The organism is Hafnia sp. HMSC23F03 (assembly GCF_001816025.1).
Classification (GTDB): domain Bacteria; phylum Pseudomonadota; class Gammaproteobacteria; order Enterobacterales; family Enterobacteriaceae; genus Hafnia; species Hafnia paralvei.
The window spans coordinates 30,952-53,793 of the sequence record NZ_KV824186.1 but is presented as its reverse complement, the minus strand read 5'-3'; the positions used below and the strand labels follow the sequence as shown (position 1 = coordinate 53,793).

The window sequence follows — 22,842 nt, the reverse complement described above, 5'->3', positions numbered from 1 at the left end:
ATTGCGTGAGGACAAGGCCATGATTGAAGTGATTCTGGTTGATGAAAGCGACATGCCAGTTGGCAGAATGGAAAAATTAGCCGTTCATCAGCAAGGGCTGCTGCATCGGGCTATCTCTGTGTATGTTTTTAACGATCATCAAGAGCTACTGCTTCAGCGTCGTGCGGTGGGGAAATATCATGCGGGTGGGCAATGGAGCAATACCTGCTGTGGTCATCCATTTCCCGGCGAAGATACTCAAGAGGCGGCAATGAGGCGTTTATATCAGGAAATGGGTATGGCGTGTGCCTTGCACGAATCGTTTGAATTACGTTATCGCCTTGACGTTGGGGGCGGGCTGATCGAGCACGAACTCGCTCATGTGTTCATCGGCCACAGCAATGTTGTGCCGCAGCTTAACTCAGAAGAAGCCGACGCCTTCGCTTACCATCCGCTGGATGAAATTATTGAGCAGATGGCAATAGAACCTGAACGTTTTACGCCGTGGTTTAGACTATGTCTGCCAAAAGTGATTGAACGCTTGGGCTAACAGATTCCTTCTTCCGTCATGGGAGAGGGAATGTTTTACAAATTCCTATTCTGTAATGAAATGTCGGCCATGTCGTTTTTTGTCCTCTGGGCCTGATAACGGGCTACCCTCTGTTTTTCCTCATATTTATTCACTGAGCCAGAGCGGCTATTCCTGCTTTGATTCAGAAGTTAAACGTTATTCGTAAAGTTGTTCAAATTGAGTTCAAAAAAATTGAATGACAAGCTCAAAACTATCCGATTTTAACGCTTCGTTAACCGATCTATTCTTTAGTCATCGGAAGGCAAGTGCCTTTCAAAACATAGAAAAATTCAAGAAAGGTAAATATTATGAAAAGCATCAAAAATTTAGCTGTAGTTTTAGCACTTTCTGTAACTGCATTTGCTGCTTCTGCCGCAGATCTGTCTTCCGTTCCGACTTCTGATATGCAGAAAATGGGTGTGGTTTCCGTTAGCGGCGCAACGACGCTTGATGGTTTAGAAGCTCGTGTTGCTGCCAAAGCTGAGCAGGCCGGTGCATCTTCCTATCGCATCATTTCCACGACTGGGAATAACCGCATGCACGCTACTGCAGAACTGTACAAATAAGTTTTCTCCCCTCTAGCACCCTGAGTTTCAAAAACAGAAAAGGCCTTTCCCCATGATGGGGAGAGGCCTTTTTGTTTACCACTGTCTGTAACATGTTTGTACACGGTGCCTTTCTCATGTTTTTGGTGGTAGCCTAACTCTATTGCATTCGTAAGCGTCAATCATGTCCAACGGGATCGTTGAGGAGAGCACTGTGGGAATTAACATCGTGGATAAAAAAATCGGTTTTATCGGCTGTGGCAATATGGGCAAGGCGATCTTAGGTGGATTGGTCGCCAGTAAATTGGTCCCAGCAGAAAATATCACGGTGTATAACCGTAGTGCGAAAAGCGTGGAAGCGATTAGCCAGGAATTTGGCAGCCGTGGCGCAAACAGCGCAGATGAAGTGGCTAAACAGGCTGACGTGTTGATCGTGGGCGTTAAGCCAAACATGATGGCGAACATTCTGGGTGAGATCCGTGACGCTTTGAAACCCAACGCAATTGTAGTTTCTATTGCCGCAGGGGTGACTCTCGAAACGCTAGAGTTTGCGCTTAAAGACGGGCAAAAAGTGGTGCGTGTGATGCCTAATACGCCAGCTCTCGTCAATGCGGGAATGTCGTCGATAACGCCGAATAAACAGGTCAGCGAAGATGAAAGCGCGCTTATCGTTGAAATCTTTAGTAGCTTTGGCCGAGCAGAAATTGTCCCTGAATACCTGATTCACTCTGTGGTCGGTGTGAGTGGCTCGGCTCCTGCCTATGTGTTTATGTTTATTGAGGCTATGGCTGATGCCGCGGTTCTTGGTGGTATGCCGCGTGCTCAAGCCTATCAATTTGCTGCGCAGGCGGTAATGGGGTCGGCAAAAATGGTGTTGGAAACAGGGAAACATCCGGGTGAGCTAAAAGATATGGTGTGCTCACCGGGTGGAACCACGATTGAAGCGGTGAAAGTCTTAGAGCAAAAAGGATTACGTGCAGCCGTTATGGATGCAATGCAAAGTTGCATGGCTAAATCTGAAGAAATGAGTCGCCGCTAGTTCCCTCCTCTCTCTCCCGAATGCTTATGTCGAAGCGATCGTCCTTTTCTAGGACGATCGCTAATGTTATTACCCGAAAAATTCTGCCAACATATTGATCATAAGGCACTCATGAAGTTTTCGTATCGATGTTGACTTTTCACTCATTGAGAACTACCTCGCCGATTGAGAACTTTCTTGGTAAATTCCTCCTGTATCTGAACGATTCAGAATGTGGTGTGTCTCATATCTTCTAGGGTTAGTAATGGGTTTTAGAAATTAATGCGAAAAATAAAATTGCTATCACAACCAATGCAGGCGCTGATGTTAGCGATTTATGTTGGTGTTTTTCTCAATATTCCGGTTTTTTTACGCCGTTTTGATGAAGTTAAGGAAGGGCTCCACTTTTCCAAATGGATGACGGGAAGTTTAGAAGTTTTAGTCGTCCTCCTGTTCACTTTCTTTGTGCTGAGAGTTTGTTCGCTGGGTGGTCGCCGATTCTTTCAGATTGCAGCCACGCTAATTACCCTGATTTCAGTCGCAGCCAGTTACTACATGACAGCGTTTAACGTCGTGATTGGCTACGGTATTATCATTTCTGTGTTTTCGCCCGGAGATCTGGGGCTGTTTTCCGAGGTTGTCGGTTGGAAATTTCTCCTTTGGTTTATCGCTGCTAGCATCATTCCGTTAGCCATTATTTGGTTAGGCTCTGGGCGTAATACGCTGTTAGAACAGTTAAAAACGCCTGGAAAGAGAATTTCATCTCTGGCTGTTATGGCTGTGATCGTTGCCGTGGTTTGGGTTCCATTAAACATGATGGGGACCGCGCAGAAGAAAATCGATCAGAAAAACAACGTGGATATGCCGAGCTATGGCGGCGTCGTCGCCCACTCTTATCTGCCATCAAACTGGCTAGCGGCATTTGGCCTGTATGCTTACACTGCGCTAGATGAGCGTCAGGATGAGGCCGATTTATTCGACCCTGCAGCGAAGTTTACCTATGTTGCGCCTGAGGGGATTGACGATACTTACATCGTATTCATCATTGGCGAAACCGCCCGTTGGGACCACATGGGCATTCTTGGCTATGAGCGCGATACTACGCCTCTGTTGGCGAAAGAGCCTAATTTGGCTGCGTTCCGTGGAGAGTCCTGTGATACGTCGACCAAGCTTTCTTTACGCTGCATGTTTGTGCGTGAAGGCGGCACTGAGAATAATGCTCAGCGCACGCTAAAAGAGCAGAATATTTTCTCCGTTCTTCACCATATTGGCTTCAGCTCAGAGCTGTTTGCGATGCAAAGTGAGATTTGGTTCTACAACAATACCGATGCCGATAATTTCTCCTTCCGTGAGCTGATTGCGGCAGAGCATCGTAACGATGGCAAACCAGTAGATGATATGTTGCTGGTGGAAGAGCTGAAAAACTCGTTGAAGAAGCACCCTAACGGCAAGCATCTGGTGGTTCTGCATACCTCTGGATCGCATTATCTGTATACGCAACGCTACCCGCGTAGCTATGCAAAGTTTCAGCCGGAGTGCATGGGGGTTGATGACTCTTGCACCAAAGAACAGCTGATGAACTCATACGACAACAGCATTTTGTATACGGACAACATGATTAAAAGCGTGATTGATCAGGTGCGTGATAAAAAAGCGTTGGTGTTCTATGCCTCCGATCACGGCGAATCGATCAGTGACAACGAACATTTCCACGGCACGCCGCGTGAAATGGCTCCGCCGGAACAGTTCCGCGTACCGCTGATGGTCTGGGCATCCGACAAGTTCTTAGCATCTGGCGATAACGCTAAAATGTTTGCGCAAGTACAAAAGCAGGCCAAACAGGGACAGACACATCGCCACGTTGAGCTCTATGATTCCATTCTGGGGTGTTTAGGTTATACGTCGCCAGATGGCGGTATTAATGAAAACAATAACTGGTGTCGTTTCTAATTTAATCAGTTAGCTAACTTAATCAGTTGGCTTACAAAGCCGGAGAGAATCTATCGCTCCGGCTTTTTTTATCTAAACATCCATACCTCGGCATGAATTTTTCCTCAAGTTTCCCTTAAAAGCGCCGATAAACTGATCAATCGTTAGCCAGTTTCCTCTGTTCTGGACTTACTCTCCGTAGAGAGAGGCATTCCCGTTGGCGACGAGACATACCCGTCTAACGCTCTCTTTTGCAGGCTCTTTAATTCCTAGGGATATCACCATATGAGTAAACACCTGACAGTCCGTGGTGGGCTGGCCATCATCATGCTTGTTTATACGCTGCTATTGCTGATGATTAGCATCATTGGTATTCAATCTGTTCGCCAAATCAATCAAAGACTGGCCGTTGTCAATCAGGTGCAGGCCGAAGAGCTAAGCCCGTTGGCGGCCAGCTTTAATGCTACCCTGCGAGCGCGCACTGCGGGTGCGTTATCGGTACGACAAATGGAGATGGGTAAGCTAGCGGCAGCCGATGATAGTCGCCAGCGAGCGGAAAAATTAATCAGTGAATCTGATGCCGCGATGCAGAAATTTACCGATCTGAAGAAGTTAACCCCACGTGGCGCACAGTTGAGCGCTGAGTTGGAAAATAGCTATCAGATTTATGTGAGCCAAGCATTACGTCCGATGTTACAAGCGCTGAAGTCGAATGATAGCGCGAAATATTACGCCCTACTGGAAGATCAGTTGCGCAACCTGTCCGCTAATTTCGATCAGGATTTGCGCGACTTCCGTGGTTTTGCTGATGAAGTCGGGCAGAAAGCTCTGCAAGATGCGCAAAATGACTACCAGCGCGATCTGATCATCATCAGCTGTGCATTTGCCTTCTCGTTGTTGATTGGTGCACTGTGCTGGGTTGCATTGCGCAAAATTATTTTGCATCCATTGGATCGTCTGGATGCGCATGTTTCGCTGATTGCCGACGGTGATTTATCTCAGAGTCTTGAAAGTGAAGGTAAATCAGAGATTGCTAAGCTAGGCCGCCGTTTACGTAGTATGCAGACGTCGCTGGCCAATACCGTCAGCCAAGTGCGTGATGCCAGTGTACAGGTGGAAGTGGGGGCGCGAGAGCTGACCGCGGGTAACCGTAATTTATCGCAGCACACCGAAGAGCTGGCCGCTTCTCTGGAAGAGACGGCCGCCAGCATGGAGCAGTTAACTGCCACGGTGAAGCAAAACGCAGATAACGCCGAGCAAGCCAATCACCTGGCTGGAAATGTGTCACATACGGCAGATAAAGGGGCTGAAATTGTCAGCGAGGCGATTACTCGTATGCAGGGTATTTCGACCAGTTCACAGAAGATTGCCGATATTATCAGCGTTATTGATGGCATAGCCTTCCAAACCAATATTCTGGCTTTGAATGCGGCCGTGGAGGCAGCCCGCGCTGGAGAGCAAGGGCGTGGATTTGCCGTAGTAGCTGGCGAGGTGCGTAACTTGGCACAACGCAGCGCTCAGTCGGCGAAAGAGATCAAAACGCTGATTGAAGACTCTGCCCGTCGTGTGAAAGAGGGATCGTCAATGGTGACATCAGCGGGTGAAACCATGGCTGAGATCGCCACCGAAATCCGTCAGGTAACGACGCTAATGAGTGAGATCTCCGAGGCTTCACACGAACAAAGTCGCGGCATTGAGCAGGTAAATCAGGCTATCTCTCAGATGGATCAGGTGGCGCAACAGAATGCCGCATTGGTGGAAGAATCCGCTGCTGCAACAGGCTCTTTAGAAGAGCAGAGTGGGCATTTGATGCAGAGCATGGGCGTGTTTAAGCTGGCACAAAGCTAAAGTGGAATAACACAGGTTTAGGCGCGGCTTTTGTCGCGCCTTTTTTACTGAGAGCAGACCGAATTATTCCTGCTTCACGAACGGCACCAGCTTAGGCTGTGCAATACGCTGGTAGTCTTGCGTGTTTAAGATCACTGAGCGCTCAAGGGTGCCTGCGTTAAAGGCCAACTCGTCAAAGCGTTCAAACAACAGCGGGTCGGCAACGAGCAATAAGTCAGGATGGAAACTAAACGGAGGGATCGCGCCAAAAACGCAGTCGGTCAGCGTATCCACTTCAACTGGGCTAGCTAGCGACGCACGAGTCCCGCCAATGCCGTGTGCCACTGCGCTTAAATCCGCCTGTTTATCTGCGGGTAAAATGGCTAGCACGTGCTGTTTAATACCGTTCCCTTTCACATGACACAGTAGTGCCTTTGCGCCTTGGCCAAGCTGAGTGCCACGGATCTTAGCCACCTCTTCCGATTTGCCTGCCGTCGGGTGCTCGACGACTCGGTAGCGTGCCTGCTGTTCATCGAGTAGAGCACTGAGGCGATCAAAGGTTGCAATAGACATTCCGTTTTCTCCCGTATGAATTCCTGTTGGTATGAGGCCATTCTAGCGCGATTAAACGTGCCCTAACATGATGCGAAACAGCCAAAATGGCTCCCCGAAATGGAGCATGACCTTGCTCAGAACAGCATTTCCTCCTGTCGATGCCGCAAATTACAAACCCAATTGTTCAGATATTCAGCGTTTGGCGATAATTTTTTCAGCAATTGTGCCAGCGATATCCGCTATTAAAATTTTGTTACACAGTGAAATGAGCTGACTAACGACTGCTAGCATAAATTTTAATCCTGTAAATGTTATCAAGACGTTTCTTTAATGTTTGTATGCTGTATATCACAGTCCTTGTAAATCACCTTTGGTTATATTGACGTCACCTTAAACACTTGCGAAATTGGTATGCATAGGTGGGTGATTAACACTGGAAGCCCCTTCCAAGTGCTACCCAATGTGGCCCCGAAGAATCGTTCTCTTTGGCATGCGGGTTGCACCCATCCTTGGCTTTTCAGCCAACACTGCACGGGTCGCATATAAAAAAACAGATCTGGCAGACACACACATCACTACGGAGCCAAGCGTTATGTCTTCTTATAAGAACACCTCCACTCACCGTGGAAAAAAAATAGGTGCGTTGAAGTTGGGGATTGGTCTGGTTGCTCTGGCGCTGGCCGCCGGTGCTCAGGCAAAAACTCTGGTTTATTGCTCAGAAGGTTCACCTGAAGGTTTTAACCCTCAGCTGTTCACTTCTGGTACAACTTACGATGCGAGTTCTGTACCGCTCTACAACCGTTTGGTTGAGTTCAAAACGGGCACCACTGAGATCCAGCCGGGCTTAGCCGAAAAGTGGGAGATCAGCCCAGACGGTAAAACCTACACTTTCCATCTGCGTAAAGGTGTGAAGTGGCAAGGCAGCAAGCTGTTTACCCCAACGCGTGATTTGAACGCTGATGACATCGTGTTCTCCTTTATGCGTCAGAAAGATGACAAAAACCCGTACTACAAAGTGTCCGGTGGCACCTATGAGTATTTCCAAGGTATGGGCTTGGGTGAATTGATCAGCAAAGTGGAAAAAGTGGACGATAACACCGTGCGCTTTGAACTGACGCGTCCTGAATCACCGTTCTTGGCTGATTTGGCCATGGACTTCGCGTCTATTTTATCTGCTGAATACGCCGATGCGATGATGAAGGCGGGTACACCAGAGAAGATCGACCTAGAGCCGCTGGGTACGGGGCCATTCCAATTGGTGCAATATCAGAAAGACTCCAAAATCCTGTACAAGCCGTTCAAAGATTACTGGGGACCTAAGCCAAAAATCGATCGCTTAGTCTTCTCTATTACGCCGGATGCTTCCGTGCGCTATGCCAAACTGCAAAAAAATGAGTGTCAGGTGATGCCGTATCCAAATCCGGCTGACATTGACCGCATGAAGCAAGATAAAAGTATTACGTTGATGGAGCAGCCGGGTCTGAACGTTGGCTACCTGTCGTATAACGTTGAGAAAAAACCGCTGGATAACGTGAAAGTGCGTCAGGCACTGACGATGGCGGTAAATAAAGAGGCGATCATTGAAGCGGTGTATCAGAAAGCGGGTCAGCCAGCGAAGAACCTGATCCCACCGACCATGTGGAGCTACAACGACAAAATCACCGACTACGCATACGACCCTGCGAAAGCAAAAGAGTTGTTGAAAGAAGCGGGCTTGGCAGATGGTTTTGCTATCGACCTGTGGGCTATGCCGGTACAGCGTCCATACAACCCGAATGCTCGCCGTATGGCTGAGATGATTCAGGCTGACTGGGCGAAGGTGGGTGTAAAAGCCAAGATCGTTACCTATGAGTGGGGCGAATACCTGAAACGTGCGAAAGACGGCGAGCATCAGACCGTGATGATGGGATGGACTGGTGACAATGGGGATCCAGATAACTTCTTCGCGACGCTGTTTAGCTGTCAGTCTGCCAAAGATGGTTCTAACTACTCAAGATGGTGCTACAAGCCGTTTGAAGATTTGATCCAGCCTGCACGCGCTGAATCCGATCACGAAAAACGCACCGAACTTTATAAGCAGGCTCAGGTCGTTATGCATGATCAGGCTCCGGCGTTGATCATCGCTCACTCCACCGTTTATGAGCCAGTGCGTAAAGAAGTGAAAGGCTATGTGGTTGATCCATTAGGTAAACATCACTTCGACCAGGTGTCTCTCGACTAACCACGTTAACCCCTCCCATCCTCCCTCTTATCAGGGGGAGGAATAGAAATAGATTGTGCCGAGTGGGCATTTTCATCATTCAACGCTCTTCTGTGAAGGGGAGCGTTAGGGTGGGGTCTCCGTTAGACGTAGCTGTACTGTGAGCAATGCTTCAATCATAAAAATAGAGAGTACGGGATATGTTGCAGTTCATACTCCGGCGTTTGGGGTTAGTGATCCCAACGTTTATTGGCATAACGTTATTAACGTTTGCTTTTGTTCACATGATCCCCGGCGATCCGGTCACGATCATGGCAGGGGAACGCGGGATCTCCGCCGAACGTCATGCTCAGATGATGACGGAAATGGGCTTGGATAAACCGCTGTATCAACAATATTTCATCTACGTCAAAGACGTACTGCACGGTGATTTGGGCACCTCGCTCAAGAGCCGTACGCCAGTTTGGGTTGAGTTTGTCCCCCGTTTTAAGGCCACGCTGGAACTCGGTATCTGTGCGATGTTATTCGCTATCGCGGTGGGTATACCGGTTGGCGTATTGGCTGCGGTGAAGCGCGGCTCCATATTCGATCATACCGCTGTCGGTATCTCGCTGACAGGCTATTCCATGCCGATTTTCTGGTGGGGGATCATGCTTATCATGCTGGTATCGGTACAGCTCAATCTCACGCCCGTATCGGGGCGCATAGACGACAGTGTTTTCCTTGATGATAGCTATCCGTTAACCGGATTTATGCTGATTGACACCCTATTGTGGGGAGAGCCGGGTGATTTCAAAGATGCAGTCATGCACATGATTTTACCTGCGATTGTGCTGGGTACTATCCCATTGGCGGTCATTGTGCGTATGACCCGTTCCTCAATGTTGGAAGTGCTGAGTGAAGACTATATTCGTACCGCTCGCGCGAAAGGTTTGGGACGTATGCGCGTGATTATTGTACATGCGTTGCGCAATGCGCTGTTGCCGGTGGTTACGGTGATTGGCTTACAGGTGGGGACGCTGCTGGCGGGGGCGATCCTGACAGAAACCATCTTCTCTTGGCCGGGGTTAGGACGCTGGTTGATTGATGCTTTGCAGCGCCGAGATTATCCGGTGGTGCAAGGTGGTGTGCTATTGGTGGCCATCATGATCATTCTGGTTAACCTGCTGGTTGATGTGCTGTATGGCGTCGTTAACCCACGCATTCGCCATAAGAAATAGGAGGCGCAACGATGTCTAACGTTACAACAACGTCCCCGGCAATAAGCGCGCCAAAGCCGATGACTCCGTTTCAAGAATTCTGGCACTACTTCAAACGCAACAAAGGCGCGGTGGTGGGGTTGGTCTATATCGTCATCGTTTTAATCTTGGCGATTGGTGCAAACGTGTTGGCTCCGCATCTGCCAGCGGAACAGTTCCGCGATGCCTTGCTTAAACCTCCCGTGTGGCAAGACGGCGGCAGTTGGAAATTTATTCTTGGCACTGATGACGTAGGCCGTGATGTGCTGTCGCGTCTGATTTATGGTGCGCGCTTGTCACTGCTGGTGGGATGTCTGGTGGTCGTATTGTCGCTGATCCTCGGCGTGATATTCGGCCTGCTGGCAGGATATTTTGGCGGTGTGGTTGATGCCGTCATCATGCGTATTGTGGACATCATGCTGGCCTTGCCAAGCCTGCTGTTGGCTCTGGTTTTGGTGGCTATTTTTGGCCCGTCGATTGTTAACGCGTCATTGGCGTTAACCTTTGTTGCGCTGCCGCACTACGTGCGCTTAACGCGTGCAGCGGTGTTGGTTGAGGTGAACCGCGATTATGTGACCGCTTCTCGTGTGGCGGGCGCAGGTGCGATGCGCCAGATGTTTATCAATATTCTGCCTAACTGCTTAGCGCCTTTGATTGTACAGGCGTCGTTAGGTTTTTCGAATGCCATCCTCGATATGGCTGCATTAGGTTTCCTCGGTATGGGTGCTCAGCCGCCAACGCCAGAGTGGGGAACCATGTTGTCTGACGTGCTGCAATTTGCGCAAAGCGCGTGGTGGGTCGTGACCTTCCCTGGCTTAGCGATTTTGCTGACGGTCTTGGCATTTAACCTGATGGGCGATGGATTACGCGATGCGTTAGATCCGCGTCTTAAGCAGTAGTGGGTAGAGGTAGAATATTATGGCTTTATTAGAAGTTAACGAGCTATCAGTTCACTTCGGTGAAAAAGAAGCGCCGTTCCGCGCCGTTGATCGCATCAGCTACAGCGTTAATCAGGGTGAAGTTGTCGGCATCGTTGGTGAATCAGGCTCTGGTAAGTCAGTGAGTTCTCTAGCCATCATGGGGCTGATTGACTTTCCCGGCCGTGTGACGGCGAACAGTTTGAGCTTTAACAATATTGATTTGCAGAAGATTTCTGAAAAAGAGCGCCGCCAGATTGTGGGTGCTGAAGTGGCAATGATTTTTCAGGATCCGATGACTAGCCTGAATCCGTGTTACACCGTGGGCTTTCAGATTATGGAAGCGCTCAAGGTGCATCAGGGGGGCAACCGCAGTACACGTCGTCAGCGCGCTATCGATCTGCTGACTCTGGTAGGCATTCCCGATCCGGGCTCGCGTTTGGACGTTTACCCGCATCAGCTTTCTGGCGGTATGAGCCAGCGAGTGATGATTGCAATGGCCATTGCCTGTCGGCCAAAACTGCTTATTGCTGATGAACCCACCACGGCGCTGGACGTTACCATTCAGGCACAGATTATCGAGCTACTGTTGGAGCTACAGCAAAAAGAGAATATGGCGCTGGTGCTGATTACCCACGATTTGGCACTGGTCGCAGAAGCAGCCCATAAGATTATCGTGATGTATGCAGGGCAGGTGGTGGAAGCGGGGACTGCACAGGAAATTTTCCGTACCCCACGCCACCCTTACACTCAGGCTCTGCTGCGTGCGTTGCCGGAGTTTGCCGCCGATAAGGCGCGATTGGCATCGCTACCCGGTGTTGTTCCGGGTAAATACGATCGACCAAACGGCTGCCTGCTTAACCCTCGTTGTCCGTATGCCAACGATTTGTGCCGTCAAGTTGAGCCAGAACTTAAAGATATCAACGGACGCAGGGCAAAATGCCATACGCCGCTTGATGATGCGGGGAGACCCACGCTATGAGTCACGCAACACTGAATAAGCAGGCACCGCTGCTTCAGGCTATCGATCTGAAAAAACATTATCCGGTGAAAAAAGGTTTATTCGGCGCGGAACGTTTGGTTAAAGCGCTTGATGGAGTCTCGTTTACGTTGGAACGCGGCAAAACGCTGGCTGTGGTTGGTGAGTCTGGCTGTGGTAAGTCGACGCTGGGTCGCCTATTAACCATGATTGAAATCCCTACCGGTGGTGAACTTTATTATCAAGGACAGGATTTGCTTAAGCCGGATGCAACAGCGGAAAAACTGCGTCGGCAGAAAATCCAAATCGTGTTCCAAAATCCCTATGCATCGCTAAATCCACGCAAGAAAGTCGGGGCCATTTTGGAGGAACCGCTCACTATCAATACGTCGCTTAGCGCCGCTGAACGTCGCGAAAAAGCATTAGCGATGATGGCGAAAGTAGGATTGAAAACTGAGCATTACGATCGTTATCCCCATATGTTTTCCGGTGGGCAGCGTCAGCGTATAGCGATTGCGCGCGGTTTGATGCTCAATCCTGACGTGGTAATCGCCGATGAGCCTGTTTCTGCGCTGGACGTTTCGGTGCGCGCTCAGGTACTGAACCTGATGATGGATTTGCAGCAAGAGATGGGGCTGTCTTATGTCTTTATCTCTCATGACTTGTCGGTGGTGGAGCACATTGCTGATGAAGTCATGGTGATGTATTTGGGGCGCTGTGTGGAAAAAGGGCCGAAGGATGCCGTGTTTAACAATCCGCGACATCCTTATACCCAAGCGCTACTCTCTGCGACGCCACGCTTGAATCCAGACATGCGCCGCGAGCGAATCAAGTTGACCGGTGAGCTGCCAAGTCCGTTAAATCCACCGCCAGGCTGCGCCTTTAACGCGCGCTGCCGTCGTGCATTTGGCACTTGTAAGCAGCTACAGCCACAGCTGAAACAGTATGGTGAACAGCTGATTGCCTGTTTTGCCGTGGATCAGGATGAAGCAGCAGAAAGCGCTTAGTATCGATTTATCCGGATTCTATTTTGAGAGCTCTGAAAAGAGCTCTTTTTTTATTTGAAGAATAAGACAGTCGCGAGATCAATAACCTTATATTTAGTGCGTCTTTAATGTTCTATAAAGTTATGCCTGTAAATTATATTAGCAAGCTATAAGTTCGCTATGACTCATTCATGGGTGTGGAAATATCCTAATATGGAAATCGTTATTACTTGAAGCATTTGATGGGGGTATTAAACAATCAAAAATAGATATTTTTTAATGCCTAGAGTGTCCATTCAAATGTACATAATTAAATGCTTTCCGTTACGGAAGAGATATTCTCTGTGTATTTGAGCATAGCCAACACAGCGTTATAAATGTGATTTAAGGGTATATATATTGAAAAGGCTCCCTTTGGGGGAGCCTTTAGGTACGCTGTTTTGTACGCGATATTACTGCGGGTAAGGTACCCAATCGCCACCGTTGAGGCGGATATAAGGTTTGCCCTGATACTGAATCACGATGGCGTTATCGTTCTCTGACACCGGTGCCGTCTGCGGTAGCCCTTTCAGCAAGGCTTGCCAGTTTACGCTGTCTTCAGTGAAGATTTTACCGTCAACGGAACGAGCTACCAATTCGGAAAGAGCCAGATAGCTGCTTGGCTGATCGATAATGATTTCAGTCGGTTGCGGCGCTTTCATCCCGATAAATTTGATTCCTACTGGGACGTGCGTGATGTTTGGGCTTGGAATATCACGCAGGCCTGACATCTGCATTTTATCCCCAACGAGTGCGGCACCATGCTCAGGCACGACAACCACCATCACTTTGCGATTTGATTTCTCAAGCTGCGTTAGGAATGCGTCTAGCTGATCAAACAGTTTTTGTGCGCGGGGCTTGTAGTCGGCACTCTTGCTACTACCAACCATACGGTTACCGTCATGCAGCGGGATCAGATTAAAGAAGGTCGCGGTACGTGCATCGCCTGACTTTTCAACCGTTTGCTGCCAGCGTTGTAAAATTTCTAAATCGTTAAATATCGGTTCGCCATCAAACGACGTGAGCTCATGCGAAATCCCTGCCTGAGATTCCAACGGCGTCTGCAAACCGGCATCTTTGCGCAGGTCTTCCAAGTAGTTACCGAACTTACCTGAGTGGTCCATGATGAGTCTCTGACCAAAGCCCAATTTAGCCAAATTATCCATCAGATAGCATTGCTGGCCTGCGACAGAGTAGAGCTCTTTATGCGAAGGCTGGCCACAGCTCGCACGCAACAGGCGAATCGACGCAGGGCCGCTGTAGGCGGTGGCAGAGTTAAAGTTTTTAAACAGAATATCGAAGTGTTTCCACAGCGGGTGATCCTGCAAGCCAATAGCATCCACATCAGACCACGCCAAAGAACAGATGTTGATAATCAACAAATCGAATGGCTGCGCGTCCGTCGGTAGCGCCGTTGGGAACTGAGTTTGGCGCTGCTTTTCACTGGCATAGAATGCGTCAAGATAAGCCGAAAGATTCTTATTGTCGGGCGGTGCGGTTTGCGCAGGAAGCTCGCTATTCGCATCTGCTGAGTTTGTGCTGGCATCGGAAGATGCTGCCGATGCTGTTGTGGTATTCGAGCTGGCGGTATCCGGTGTGAGTGAGAATGCAGGACCGGCAATCTGCAGCACGTTTAACCACACAAGAGCCCCGACGACGAATACGGTAACGCGTATCCACTGTGAGATAAAAAGATAGCCAACCAGCATAACAAAGCCAGCGCCAATCATTTTCCAGTTAATGAAGCGATTCACTAAGTCCAGCAGATAGGAGGCTGAGAAGCCCGCCAGCTGCGAACCTTGGCTCATGATGCTGTTAATCCCCGGTAGCCATGTATCGTGATAGAACAGGCCAATCCCAATAGGGATCGCTATCCAGTTACGCCAGCGATGCAAACGAACGTTTGGCAGAGGAAACAGCAAAAAGGCGAGGAATATCAGGTTTGATAGCGCATCAAAATTAAGATAACCAAACCACAACAGAGCGAACTTCAGCAGGAAGTAGAAATTCCAGCCTCCGAGTCCGCGCCAGTAGTGCCACAGGTCCGTTAAGGTATTCGTGGAGTTACTATTTTTGGTCATTTTTACGGTCTACCGTGACAGAAGTATTACGTTCTAAGCGAGTGTTACGCCGCAGGATCCCCTCGGATTTTAAATAGCGCGGCGTGAAGAGTACTTGGCGTATTGATTGCAGAATATGGGGTAATTTTTTACGCAAATAGTAGCCCAATGGCAGAAGTATCACCGCACAGACGATGATGATTTGCAAAATATCCATGCTGTTCATCATTCCACACGCTCCTGACTTGGCGTGAGCAATAGCCTAATTGGCTGCGGTGAATGGCGCAAAGGATGTTCCGCAGCAGATTCACTGTTTTTGCGGCTTACCAGCGGCGTTATGCGATCTGAAAGGTGCCAGTTAGATGGCTTGTTGGACTGCATCTGCTGTAGTTCGGCGATGATCAGCTTGTCTTGATACCACACCATGCGATTTGTGAAGACTTCATCGACCGGTAATGGGAATATATGGCTAAGCGCGATATCTAAGTCATTGATTCTACACGATGAAAGAAACAGTGTTAGCCGGTTTTCATCGATAGTCACCAAATCACCAAAGCGACGGGTTCGGCAGATTGTTAATACCTGCTCAGCGCGCAATCCAGGAACGGGACGTAGGGCAATTAAAATGCCTTTGCTATCCTCCGGTAATAAAGTGTTATTCATCAAAGACATCAGCGTTTCGCAGAAGGCGTTGTAAGGGATATATCCTTTCAGGTTCAGCGGACGCATGGCTTCAATCAGCAGGTCAATGTCTGACGGCACATGGCGGGGATAGGTTTGCCCTTGAATACTTTCCAACATTGTTAGACAACGTGATAGTGGCGCATTGTGCGGGATTATCAGGTTAGCGCCACAGGCCAACAACAGTCGCTCGTCGCTGAAACGTAGACAGGTCGTGCTTTCGCGCACCACCAGTTTGATCGCCTTGCCGCGCTGGCGGCGCAGGCTATGAATTTTACGCGCTAACGTATCAATTTGATCGCTATTGGAAAGCTGGAAAACTAGCGTACAGGCTTGTGCGGCGTAGGCGGCATTAAACAACGCCAGGTTGCTTTCAAATAATTGCCAGTTTTCAGAGAGCGGTGGCGCGCCTTCCAATACGGCTTTATGAGCCATATAGATTTGTTCATCGTTGCGAGGCTGCGGTGCCTGTGGCGTATCTTCATGGGCATGCCAACCGTGCTCATCAAAATAGACGCTCACGTCCTGCTGCGCGGTAACGCCATTTTGATTACACCAGTAGGCAACGTCGTAGCGGTGCAGGTCTTGCAGCCAGCGTAAGCTTGCCAAGCCGCACAGCGTGCGATGTTGGGACTGAAGCATTGTTCTCTGGCTATTTGCACTTTTGCCATAATCGATAATCAACAAGGTGCAATTTTGTTGGCGTAGCCAGCGTGCGGTATCTCGCATCCATTCGGTCAGTTCATAGGGTTGCAACTGCTCCCAAATTCCTGATGGCGTGAATAAAACCAGCAGTCGGTTTTTCGGATGTAGGCCTCGCATCAGATCTTCCGTAAATTGAAATAACGCTTTACGCTTTTCGGGAAGTGAGTAAATGGGAAGTTTATTGGGGCCACGCGTGTAGTTGGCGCCGATAATATCCTGCGGTGGACACTTTACGCTGATTAGCGCTGCGCGTGTTTCTGCAGGCTGGTTTGAGATGACCTGCTGACAAAAGCTTTTGGCATCAACTTCACGGTCTGCACTAATCCAATAGAGGCCGGGAGCTTGCATTATAAGAAGCTCATCCCATAGTTGATGAACCCCAAGAGAAAAAGATAGCGCCATAGAGTGTTAATTCTCTGAATGTGATTATACCCATCAAGCCTAACGTTTTTACCTAATCGCTAGATTTATCCTAGTTGCAATAGATTTTTTGTGTCGCTTTTTATCTACGGCGATAATTTATTTGACGTATGCGGTCTACTAGCGAAAAAAGATAAACGAATGTAACATTATAAATAATTTACGACAAATTACTAAGACTGATGCGTACCCGCTATTACGTTGTAGTCACTGGTTTTTTTAAGCTGTCTATAATCATAAACATTAGTCGATTTTTCATGGATAGCAGAATGAATGACAAAAGAATTAATCTAATTGCGAAAGATCCTACGTTTACTTTCCAAAATGATATTGCTGCACTGAGCAAAGCTTTTGCTATTCCTAAAATCAACTATGTTGATATCTCACGTCAAGAGCATATGAACGAAGTGATTCGCCGTTGGCCGCTATTGGCCGAGCTCACTCAATTAACGAGGAGCGTCCGTTAATGGCTGTTATTGCTTTGCAAGGACTACGAGGTGGTGTGGGCACGACATCCATCACCGCCGCATTGGCGTGGGGGTTACAACAGTTAGGTGAGTCAGTATTGGTGATCGATATGACGCCTGCAAATCTATTACGTATGCACTTTAATACTGACTTCGCTCATCCCCAAGGCTGGGCTCGCGCCGAGTTTGATGGTACCGCATGGCAAGACGCTGCATTACGTTACACAGAATTGCTGGATTTCTTGCCTTTTGGACAGATTAACGGTGATGAGCACGCTCAATTTTTTACTGACGTAACGCGTTGGATAGACTGGTCGCGAAATATTAACGCGTTGCGAGCGAGCGGCAGATATAACTGGATTTTGCTCGATGTTCCCAACGGTGTACACCCACTGGTGCAGCATTTTATCTCGCTGGCCGATAGTGTAATAAACGTCATTGTTCCTGATACCAACTGCCACATTCGGTTGCATCAACAGCCCCTCCCGCAGGGCGTTTTCCTGTTGGCTAATCAGCTATTAGCGACGAGCCAGCTGCAAGAAGATATCTACCAGCTTTGGCTGCAAAGTTTACCTTCTTTGCTGCCGATGGTGATCCACCGTGACGAGGCGATGGCTGAGGCCAGCGCTGTCAAACAGCCGCTCGGCGAATATTATCCGCACTCTTTGGCGGCGGAAGAAATTATGACGCTCGCCAACTGGTGTTTGCTGCATTTCGATGCTGAAGGCAATGCCGCGGATGGGATGACCCCATGAGTCTCCTTCTCGATCTCTTTCTCATGCGGCCAGCGCGTCAAGCTTTGGTCGATCGTTACTACCAATATCGGCAGTCAGCGTCAGTATTGGGTTCCGTATTAGGCTGCTTCTGGCTGACGATGGCGTGGTTCTTTCTCAAGCTGGAATCACCCCGCTGGCAGCAGATCCGTGCGCAACAAACGGCGCTTTTTCCGCATATTGATCCGCAGCGTCCTCGTCCACTCGATATTGTTCGTTACGCGATCCAGAGTCTGTGGCTGGTCGTATTTTTCTCGGGGAAAAACGCGAAAGAGTGGGGTATCCGCGCGCAGATTAAAAAATGGCATAGCGGCTATCATGATTGGCTGAAAAGCTTACCAGAGAAGATGCAGGAGCATGGTGCGGAGGAGTCGGAACAGGCCTTTAACCGTTTAGGCCAAGGTCTACGCCGTCTGGTATTGGGCGTTATGTGTGTATTCTCCGCTATTCTCGCGTTGCTCTGTATTTCCCAGCCGTTTGACTTAAGTTCGCAGTTTGTATTCGTGGTGCTGCTGTGGGGCATCGCGATGGTGGTGCGGCGTATCCCAGGCCGTTTTTCGTCGTTGATGATGATTGTTTTGTCGCTAACGGTCTCTTGTCGTTATATCTGGTGGCGCTATACCTCAACGCTTAACTGGGACGATCCGGTCAGCTTAATCTGTGGATTGCTGCTGCTTGCCGCTGAAACCTATGCATGGGTCGTTTTAGTTCTGGGCTATTTCCAAACCATTTGGCCGCTGAATCGCCAGCCAGCGCCTATGCCGGAAGACGTTAAGTCATGGCCGACCATTGATATTATGGTGCCAACCTATAACGAAGATATGAGTGTGGTGAAGCCCACCATCTATGCGGCTCTCGGCATCGATTGGCCAAAAGAAAAATTGAACATCTGGCTGTTAGACGATGGTGGACGTGAAGAGTTTCGGGAGTTTGCTGAGCAGGTTGGGGTGAAATATATCGCTCGCACGACCCATGAGCATGCCAAGGCCGGTAATATTAATAACGCGTTGAAACAGGCTACCGGTGAGTTCGTTGCGATTTTTGACTGTGACCATGTCCCCACTCGCTCATTTCTACAGCTAACTTTGGGTTGGTTCTTCAAAGATAAAAAGCTGGGCATGATGCAGACACCGCATCATTTTTTCTCCCCCGATCCTTTTGAACGTAACTTGGGCCGTTTCCGTCGAACGCCGAACGAAGGCACTCTATTTTATGGGTTGCTACAGGACGGTAACGACATGTGGGATGCCACTTTCTTCTGTGGTTCGTGTGCCGTATTGCGTCGTAGCGCGCTGGACGAAGTCGGCGGTATCGCCGTTGAAACCGTTACCGAAGATGCTCACACCTCTTTACGTCTACACCGTCGTGGGTGGACATCGGCTTATATCCGTATCCCACAGGCTGCGGGGTTAGCCACCGAAAGTCTTTCGGCACATATCGGCCAGCGTATTCGATGGGCTCGCGGGATGGTGCAGATTTTCCGTTTAGATAATCCATTGCTTGGCAAAGGCCTGAAGCTGGCGCAGCGTATCTGTTATGCCAACGCGATGTTGCACTTTCTGTCCGGTATACCACGGCTCATTTTCCTCACCGCGCCTCTGGCGTTTTTGCTGATGCACGCCTATATCATTTTCGCCCCAGCGCTGGCGATTGCGTTGTATGTGATCCCACATATCGTTCACTCAAGTCTGACTAACTCCAAAATTCAGGGCAAATATCGTCATTCATTTTGGAGTGAAATCTATGAAACCGTATTGGCATGGTACATCGCTCGGCCAACCACGGTGGCGCTGCTTAACCCGCACAAAGGGAAGTTCAACGTGACGGCGAAAGGTGGGTTGGTTGAACATCAGCACGTTGACTGGGTTATTACCCGCCCGTACCTGATTTTGGTGTTGCTCAACTTTGCCGGTTTGATTTTGGGGATTTGGCGTATGTCGTTCGGCCCACAAGATGAAATCTGGACGGTAGCAATGAGTATGGCGTGGGTGTTCTACAACATGATCATTCTGGGCGGTGCGGTGGCGGTATCGGTTGAAACGAAACAGGTTCGCCAATCTCACCGCGTGGAAATTGCGATGCCCGCGGCAATTGCACGCAAAGACGGCCACATCTTCCCTTGTACGCTACGCGATTATTCCGACGGCGGCGTGGGCGTCGAGTTGCGGGAAGGCAGCGTACTCAATGATGGGGAAAATATCACGCTGATGCTTAAACGTGGACAACAGGAATATTCGTTCCCCGCGAAGGTAACACGCGTCTTCGGTCAGAAAGCTGGGTTGCGCATGGACAACATGAGTGTGGCCCAGCATATCGAATTTATTCAGTGTACGTTTGCGCGCGCCGACACGTGGGCGCTATGGCAGGACAGCTTTGCCCAAGACAAACCGGTAGAGAGTTTGCTGGATATTTTGAAACTGGGATTCCGTGGATATCAAAGCCTTGCTGATTACGCTCCTCCTATTTTGCGCAGTGTTTTTATTGGATTCACTACGCTGGTTACGTGGACGGTGTCGTTTATCCCACGTGGGGTGAGCAAGGCTTAGCAGGAAGGAACAATAAACGATCCGGCACCGCACAACGATGTTTGGAATTGATAGACCCAAAACAATCGAAGAACGGTGGTTCAGACATTGGCTCAACATTGATGATAATGCGATGAATAAAAAAATATTTTGGCTAACAGCAGTGGCATTAGGTATTAGCACATTGGTGCATGCTGAGCCCGTGTCTCCTGTTATAGGAACGGAAAGTACGGATGCCACTGTGGCAACGAGTGAAACGGTTGCAGCACAACCTCAGGTTGTCGCAGTTCCGACTCGTGACGTGAATTTAACCTTTGCTAAGATTGCGCCAGCGCCTGGTAGCATGCACTTGCGCGGTGTCGATCCTACCGGCCAGTTTGAGTTTGGCGTACGCAGCGACGAAGTCGTTTCGAATGCGATGCTCAATCTTGAATTTACACCGTCACCGGCGCTGTTACCCGTCGAGTCACAGGTTAAGGTTTTTCTTAACGATCAACTGATGGGTGTTTTACCGATATCTAAAGAGCAACTAGGTAAAAAAAACAGTGCTCAGGTACCGATCGACCCACGCTATATCACTGACTTTAACCGAGTACGCCTTGAGTTTGTGGGTAATCATCGGGAGATCTGTGGAAACCCAGCCAGTAACGCTGTGTGGCTGGATGTGAGTAACGCGAGTTCGGTTGATTTAACCTATCAGGGGCTGCCGCTTAAAAACGATCTTTCCTATTTCCCTGAGCCATTCTTCGACGCGCGCGATTATAGCGCTCTGACGCTGCCAATCGTGTTTGCAGGTCAGCCAAATCTGGCGGAGCAACGAGCCGCGGGTGTATTAGCCTCTTGGTTTGGTTCGAAGGCGCAGTGGCGCGGGCAAAATTTCCCTGTTTTGTTTAATCAGTTGCCAGAAAAACATGCCGTTGTGTTTGCCACCAATGATAAACGCCCAGATTTCCTGCGCGATTACCCTGCGGTGAATGGCCCTGTCGTGGAGATGATCAGCCACCCAGATAATCCTTATGTGAAACTGCTGCTGGTGTTGGGTCGTGATGATAAAGATCTGATGACGGCGGTACGCGGTATTGCACAGGGGAATGTCCTGTTCCGCGGTGCCAGCGTTGAGGTTGAAGGGGTGAAAACCCTCGCACCACGCATACCATACGATGCGCCAAACTGGGTGCGTACCGATCGCCCAATGACCTTCTCTGAACTGCAAACGTATGCAGAGCAGCTGCAATCCAGCGGTCTTGAGCCGTCACCGATTAGCGTCACTCTGAATCTACCACCAGACCTATTCCTGATCCGCAGTACCGGCATTGATATGCGGATGAAGTATCGCTATACGTCGCCGCTGACCGCCGACGGCTCTCGCATGGGTATTTACCTGAATAACCAGTTTATTCAGGCCTATAACTTGGTGCCAGAGAAGGAGAAGGGCGCGCTGCTAATGCGCTTGCCTCTGTTCCAAGGTCTTATTGATAAAAACACGGATGTTTCTATTCCGGCGCTGAAGCTGGGAGCCAGTAATCAGCTACGTTTTGAGTTCAATTATGCGAATCCGATTTCAGGTGGTTCACTCAATAACTGTGTAACGTCACAGCCGATACCTAATACCGTTGCGATTGACGGTAATTCGACCATCGACTTCTCTGGCTATCGCCACTTTATGGCGATGCCGGATCTGCGTTCGTTTGTTAACGCTGGTTTCCCATTCAGCCGTCTGGCTGATTTGTCCGAGACTGAAGTGGTTGTGAGTAAACAATCCACGGCGTCACAGGTAACGGCCATGCTGAATGCTCTGGGTAGCATTGGCGCTCAGACGGGCTTCCCAGCGTTGAATGTATCGTTAACCGACGATTGGGCGCAGGTCAAAGACAAAGATAGCGATGTGTTGCTGATTGGCACGATCCCTGACGCGTTGAAAAACGACGATAAAATCGATCTTCTGGTGGATGCGACCCAAAGCTGGATCAAGATGCCGATGCGTAAACCAAATCTGGATACCATCATGCCAGAGGCGTCTTCGATGAAACCTGATTCGCAAACTACGGTTCGCTCCGATGGCGCAATGGCTGCGGTGATTGGGTTCCAATCGCCATACCATGATCAGCGTAGCGTTGTTGCGCTGCTGGCAGATAGCCCTCGCGGCTACAGCTTACTCAATGAGGCCATGATCGACAGCGGCAAGAAAGCGGCAATGTCAGGCTCAGTGGTGGTTATCCGCGAATCAGGCGTAAACAGTATGCGCGTGGGTGATATCTACTACGTAGGCCATCTGCCGTGGTGGGAGCGTTTGTGGCATATGTTTGCGACCCATCCGATTCTGGTTGCCGTGATGTCTGCGGTGAGCGTTGTGCTGATAGCGATTGTGCTGTGGCGTCTGCTACGTATTTTACGCCGTCGCCGCTTGTCTCCGGATGAGCGAGACTAA

The 22,842-nt window shown here is 49.4% G+C and carries 18 protein-coding genes; 14 read left to right on the top strand and 4 right to left on the bottom strand.

The window, feature by feature from the left end; genetic code table 11:
• Positions 1-19: 19 nt before the first annotated feature.
• The 5 genes from idi to HMPREF3091_RS00185 all read left to right on the top strand — a co-directional run bounded on the left by idi (position 20) and on the right by HMPREF3091_RS00185 (position 5,890).
• On the top strand, positions 20-529 hold the full coding sequence (idi, locus tag HMPREF3091_RS00205) for an isopentenyl-diphosphate Delta-isomerase (protein ID WP_070713107.1): 510 nt from the start codon (positions 20-22) through the stop codon (positions 527-529).
• A gap of 329 nt (positions 530-858) precedes the next feature.
• Positions 859-1,116 (top strand): multiple stress resistance protein BhsA, encoded by a 258-nt coding sequence (locus HMPREF3091_RS00200; RefSeq protein ID WP_070713105.1) that lies wholly within the window; start codon positions 859-861, stop codon positions 1,114-1,116.
• Between the two features lie 163 nt (positions 1,117-1,279).
• Entirely contained in the window at positions 1,280-2,134 is an 855-nt protein-coding gene (gene proC / locus HMPREF3091_RS00195) for a pyrroline-5-carboxylate reductase (protein ID WP_004091136.1), read from the top strand.
• Positions 2,135-2,395: 261 nt separating this feature from the next.
• Positions 2,396-4,063: a kdo(2)-lipid A phosphoethanolamine 7''-transferase gene (eptB, locus tag HMPREF3091_RS00190; RefSeq protein WP_070713102.1), complete on the top strand. Its 1,668-nt coding sequence runs from the start codon at positions 2,396-2,398 to the stop codon at positions 4,061-4,063.
• Positions 4,064-4,327: 264 nt separating this feature from the next.
• Positions 4,328-5,890 (top strand): methyl-accepting chemotaxis protein, encoded by a 1,563-nt coding sequence (locus tag HMPREF3091_RS00185; protein WP_070713099.1) that lies wholly within the window; start codon positions 4,328-4,330, stop codon positions 5,888-5,890.
• Positions 5,891-5,953: 63 nt separating this feature from the next.
• Here the strand turns inward: HMPREF3091_RS00185 and HMPREF3091_RS00180 are convergent, their stop codons facing one another.
• The gene (locus HMPREF3091_RS00180; protein ID WP_070713096.1) at positions 5,954-6,442 is read right to left on the bottom strand and encodes a YbaK/prolyl-tRNA synthetase associated domain-containing protein; all 489 of its coding nucleotides are present in this window, start codon (positions 6,440-6,442) and stop codon (positions 5,954-5,956) included.
• Between the two features lie 574 nt (positions 6,443-7,016).
• Between HMPREF3091_RS00180 and dppA the strand changes: the two genes are divergently transcribed.
• The 5 genes from dppA (at position 7,017) to dppF (ending at position 12,765) form a co-directional block, all read left to right on the top strand.
• Complete coding sequence (gene dppA, locus HMPREF3091_RS00175; RefSeq protein WP_050854769.1) at positions 7,017-8,645, top strand: dipeptide ABC transporter periplasmic-binding protein DppA; 1,629 nt, start codon at positions 7,017-7,019, stop codon at positions 8,643-8,645.
• A 179-nt stretch (positions 8,646-8,824) separates the two neighbouring features.
• A complete protein-coding gene (gene dppB, locus HMPREF3091_RS00170; RefSeq protein WP_070713093.1) occupies positions 8,825-9,844 on the top strand; it encodes a dipeptide ABC transporter permease DppB in 1,020 nt (339 codons plus the stop codon).
• Between the two features lie 11 nt (positions 9,845-9,855).
• Positions 9,856-10,761 (top strand): dipeptide ABC transporter permease DppC, encoded by a 906-nt coding sequence (gene dppC, locus HMPREF3091_RS00165; protein ID WP_035502787.1) that lies wholly within the window; start codon positions 9,856-9,858, stop codon positions 10,759-10,761.
• 19 nt (positions 10,762-10,780) lie between these two features.
• Positions 10,781-11,761, top strand: coding sequence for a dipeptide ABC transporter ATP-binding protein (gene dppD / locus HMPREF3091_RS00160; protein ID WP_004091125.1), 981 nt, complete (start codon positions 10,781-10,783; stop codon positions 11,759-11,761).
• The gene (gene dppF / locus HMPREF3091_RS00155) at positions 11,758-12,765 is read left to right on the top strand and encodes a dipeptide ABC transporter ATP-binding subunit DppF (protein ID WP_004091124.1); all 1,008 of its coding nucleotides are present in this window, start codon (positions 11,758-11,760) and stop codon (positions 12,763-12,765) included. Before dppD ends, dppF begins: the two co-directional genes overlap by 4 nt.
• Positions 12,766-13,196: 431 nt before the next feature.
• Here dppF and bcsG read toward each other — a convergent pair whose 3' ends face one another.
• Genes bcsG through bcsE form a run of 3 tightly spaced genes read right to left on the bottom strand, consistent with a single transcriptional unit; the run spans position 13,197 to position 16,631 of the window.
• A complete protein-coding gene (gene bcsG / locus HMPREF3091_RS00150; protein ID WP_070713090.1) occupies positions 13,197-14,864 on the bottom strand; it encodes a cellulose biosynthesis protein BcsG in 1,668 nt (555 codons plus the stop codon).
• On the bottom strand, positions 14,851-15,072 hold the full coding sequence (gene bcsF, locus HMPREF3091_RS00145) for a cellulose biosynthesis protein BcsF (protein ID WP_004091122.1): 222 nt from the start codon (positions 15,070-15,072) through the stop codon (positions 14,851-14,853). The genes bcsG and bcsF overlap by 14 nt, the downstream gene beginning before the upstream one ends.
• Entirely contained in the window at positions 15,069-16,631 is a 1,563-nt protein-coding gene (bcsE, locus tag HMPREF3091_RS00140; RefSeq protein ID WP_070713087.1) for a cellulose biosynthesis protein BcsE, read from the bottom strand. Before bcsE ends, bcsF begins: the two co-directional genes overlap by 4 nt.
• A gap of 287 nt (positions 16,632-16,918) precedes the next feature.
• Here bcsE and bcsR point away from each other — a divergent pair, with 287 nt between their 5' ends.
• The 4 genes from bcsR (at position 16,919) to bcsB (ending at position 22,842) form a co-directional block, all read left to right on the top strand.
• Positions 16,919-17,116, top strand: coding sequence for a cellulose biosynthesis protein BcsR (bcsR, locus tag HMPREF3091_RS00135; protein WP_035502783.1), 198 nt, complete (start codon positions 16,919-16,921; stop codon positions 17,114-17,116).
• Positions 17,116-17,871: a cellulose biosynthesis protein BcsQ gene (bcsQ, locus tag HMPREF3091_RS00130; RefSeq protein ID WP_070713085.1), complete on the top strand. Its 756-nt coding sequence runs from the start codon at positions 17,116-17,118 to the stop codon at positions 17,869-17,871. The genes bcsR and bcsQ overlap by 1 nt, the downstream gene beginning before the upstream one ends.
• On the top strand, positions 17,868-20,435 hold the full coding sequence (gene bcsA / locus HMPREF3091_RS00125; RefSeq protein ID WP_070713081.1) for a UDP-forming cellulose synthase catalytic subunit: 2,568 nt from the start codon (positions 17,868-17,870) through the stop codon (positions 20,433-20,435). The genes bcsQ and bcsA overlap by 4 nt, the downstream gene beginning before the upstream one ends.
• Before the next feature lie 112 nt (positions 20,436-20,547).
• A complete protein-coding gene (bcsB, locus tag HMPREF3091_RS00120; RefSeq protein ID WP_070713168.1) occupies positions 20,548-22,842 on the top strand; it encodes a cellulose biosynthesis cyclic di-GMP-binding regulatory protein BcsB in 2,295 nt (764 codons plus the stop codon).

What these genes read in the sequence shown, in the direction of transcription:
- idi (WP_070713107.1), top strand. Translation starts at nt 20, where the DNA reads ATGATTGAAGTGATTCTGGTTGATGAAAGCGACATGCCAGTTGGCAGA.
- HMPREF3091_RS00200 (WP_070713105.1), top strand. Translation starts at nt 859, where the DNA reads ATGAAAAGCATCAAAAATTTAGCTGTAGTTTTAGCACTTTCTGTAACT.
- proC (WP_004091136.1), top strand. Translation starts at nt 1,280, where the DNA reads ATGTCCAACGGGATCGTTGAGGAGAGCACTGTGGGAATTAACATCGTG.
- eptB (WP_070713102.1), top strand. Translation starts at nt 2,396, where the DNA reads ATGCGAAAAATAAAATTGCTATCACAACCAATGCAGGCGCTGATGTTA.
- HMPREF3091_RS00185 (WP_070713099.1), top strand. Translation starts at nt 4,328, where the DNA reads ATGAGTAAACACCTGACAGTCCGTGGTGGGCTGGCCATCATCATGCTT.
- HMPREF3091_RS00180 (WP_070713096.1), bottom strand. Translation starts at nt 6,442, where the DNA reads ATGTCTATTGCAACCTTTGATCGCCTCAGTGCTCTACTCGATGAACAG.
- dppA (WP_050854769.1), top strand. Translation starts at nt 7,017, where the DNA reads ATGTCTTCTTATAAGAACACCTCCACTCACCGTGGAAAAAAAATAGGT.
- dppB (WP_070713093.1), top strand. Translation starts at nt 8,825, where the DNA reads ATGTTGCAGTTCATACTCCGGCGTTTGGGGTTAGTGATCCCAACGTTT.
- dppC (WP_035502787.1), top strand. Translation starts at nt 9,856, where the DNA reads ATGTCTAACGTTACAACAACGTCCCCGGCAATAAGCGCGCCAAAGCCG.
- dppD (WP_004091125.1), top strand. Translation starts at nt 10,781, where the DNA reads ATGGCTTTATTAGAAGTTAACGAGCTATCAGTTCACTTCGGTGAAAAA.
- dppF (WP_004091124.1), top strand. Translation starts at nt 11,758, where the DNA reads ATGAGTCACGCAACACTGAATAAGCAGGCACCGCTGCTTCAGGCTATC.
- bcsG (WP_070713090.1), bottom strand. Translation starts at nt 14,864, where the DNA reads ATGACCAAAAATAGTAACTCCACGAATACCTTAACGGACCTGTGGCAC.
- bcsF (WP_004091122.1), bottom strand. Translation starts at nt 15,072, where the DNA reads ATGATGAACAGCATGGATATTTTGCAAATCATCATCGTCTGTGCGGTG.
- bcsE (WP_070713087.1), bottom strand. Translation starts at nt 16,631, where the DNA reads ATGGCGCTATCTTTTTCTCTTGGGGTTCATCAACTATGGGATGAGCTT.
- bcsR (WP_035502783.1), top strand. Translation starts at nt 16,919, where the DNA reads ATGAATGACAAAAGAATTAATCTAATTGCGAAAGATCCTACGTTTACT.
- bcsQ (WP_070713085.1), top strand. Translation starts at nt 17,116, where the DNA reads ATGGCTGTTATTGCTTTGCAAGGACTACGAGGTGGTGTGGGCACGACA.
- bcsA (WP_070713081.1), top strand. Translation starts at nt 17,868, where the DNA reads ATGAGTCTCCTTCTCGATCTCTTTCTCATGCGGCCAGCGCGTCAAGCT.
- bcsB (WP_070713168.1), top strand. Translation starts at nt 20,548, where the DNA reads ATGAATAAAAAAATATTTTGGCTAACAGCAGTGGCATTAGGTATTAGC.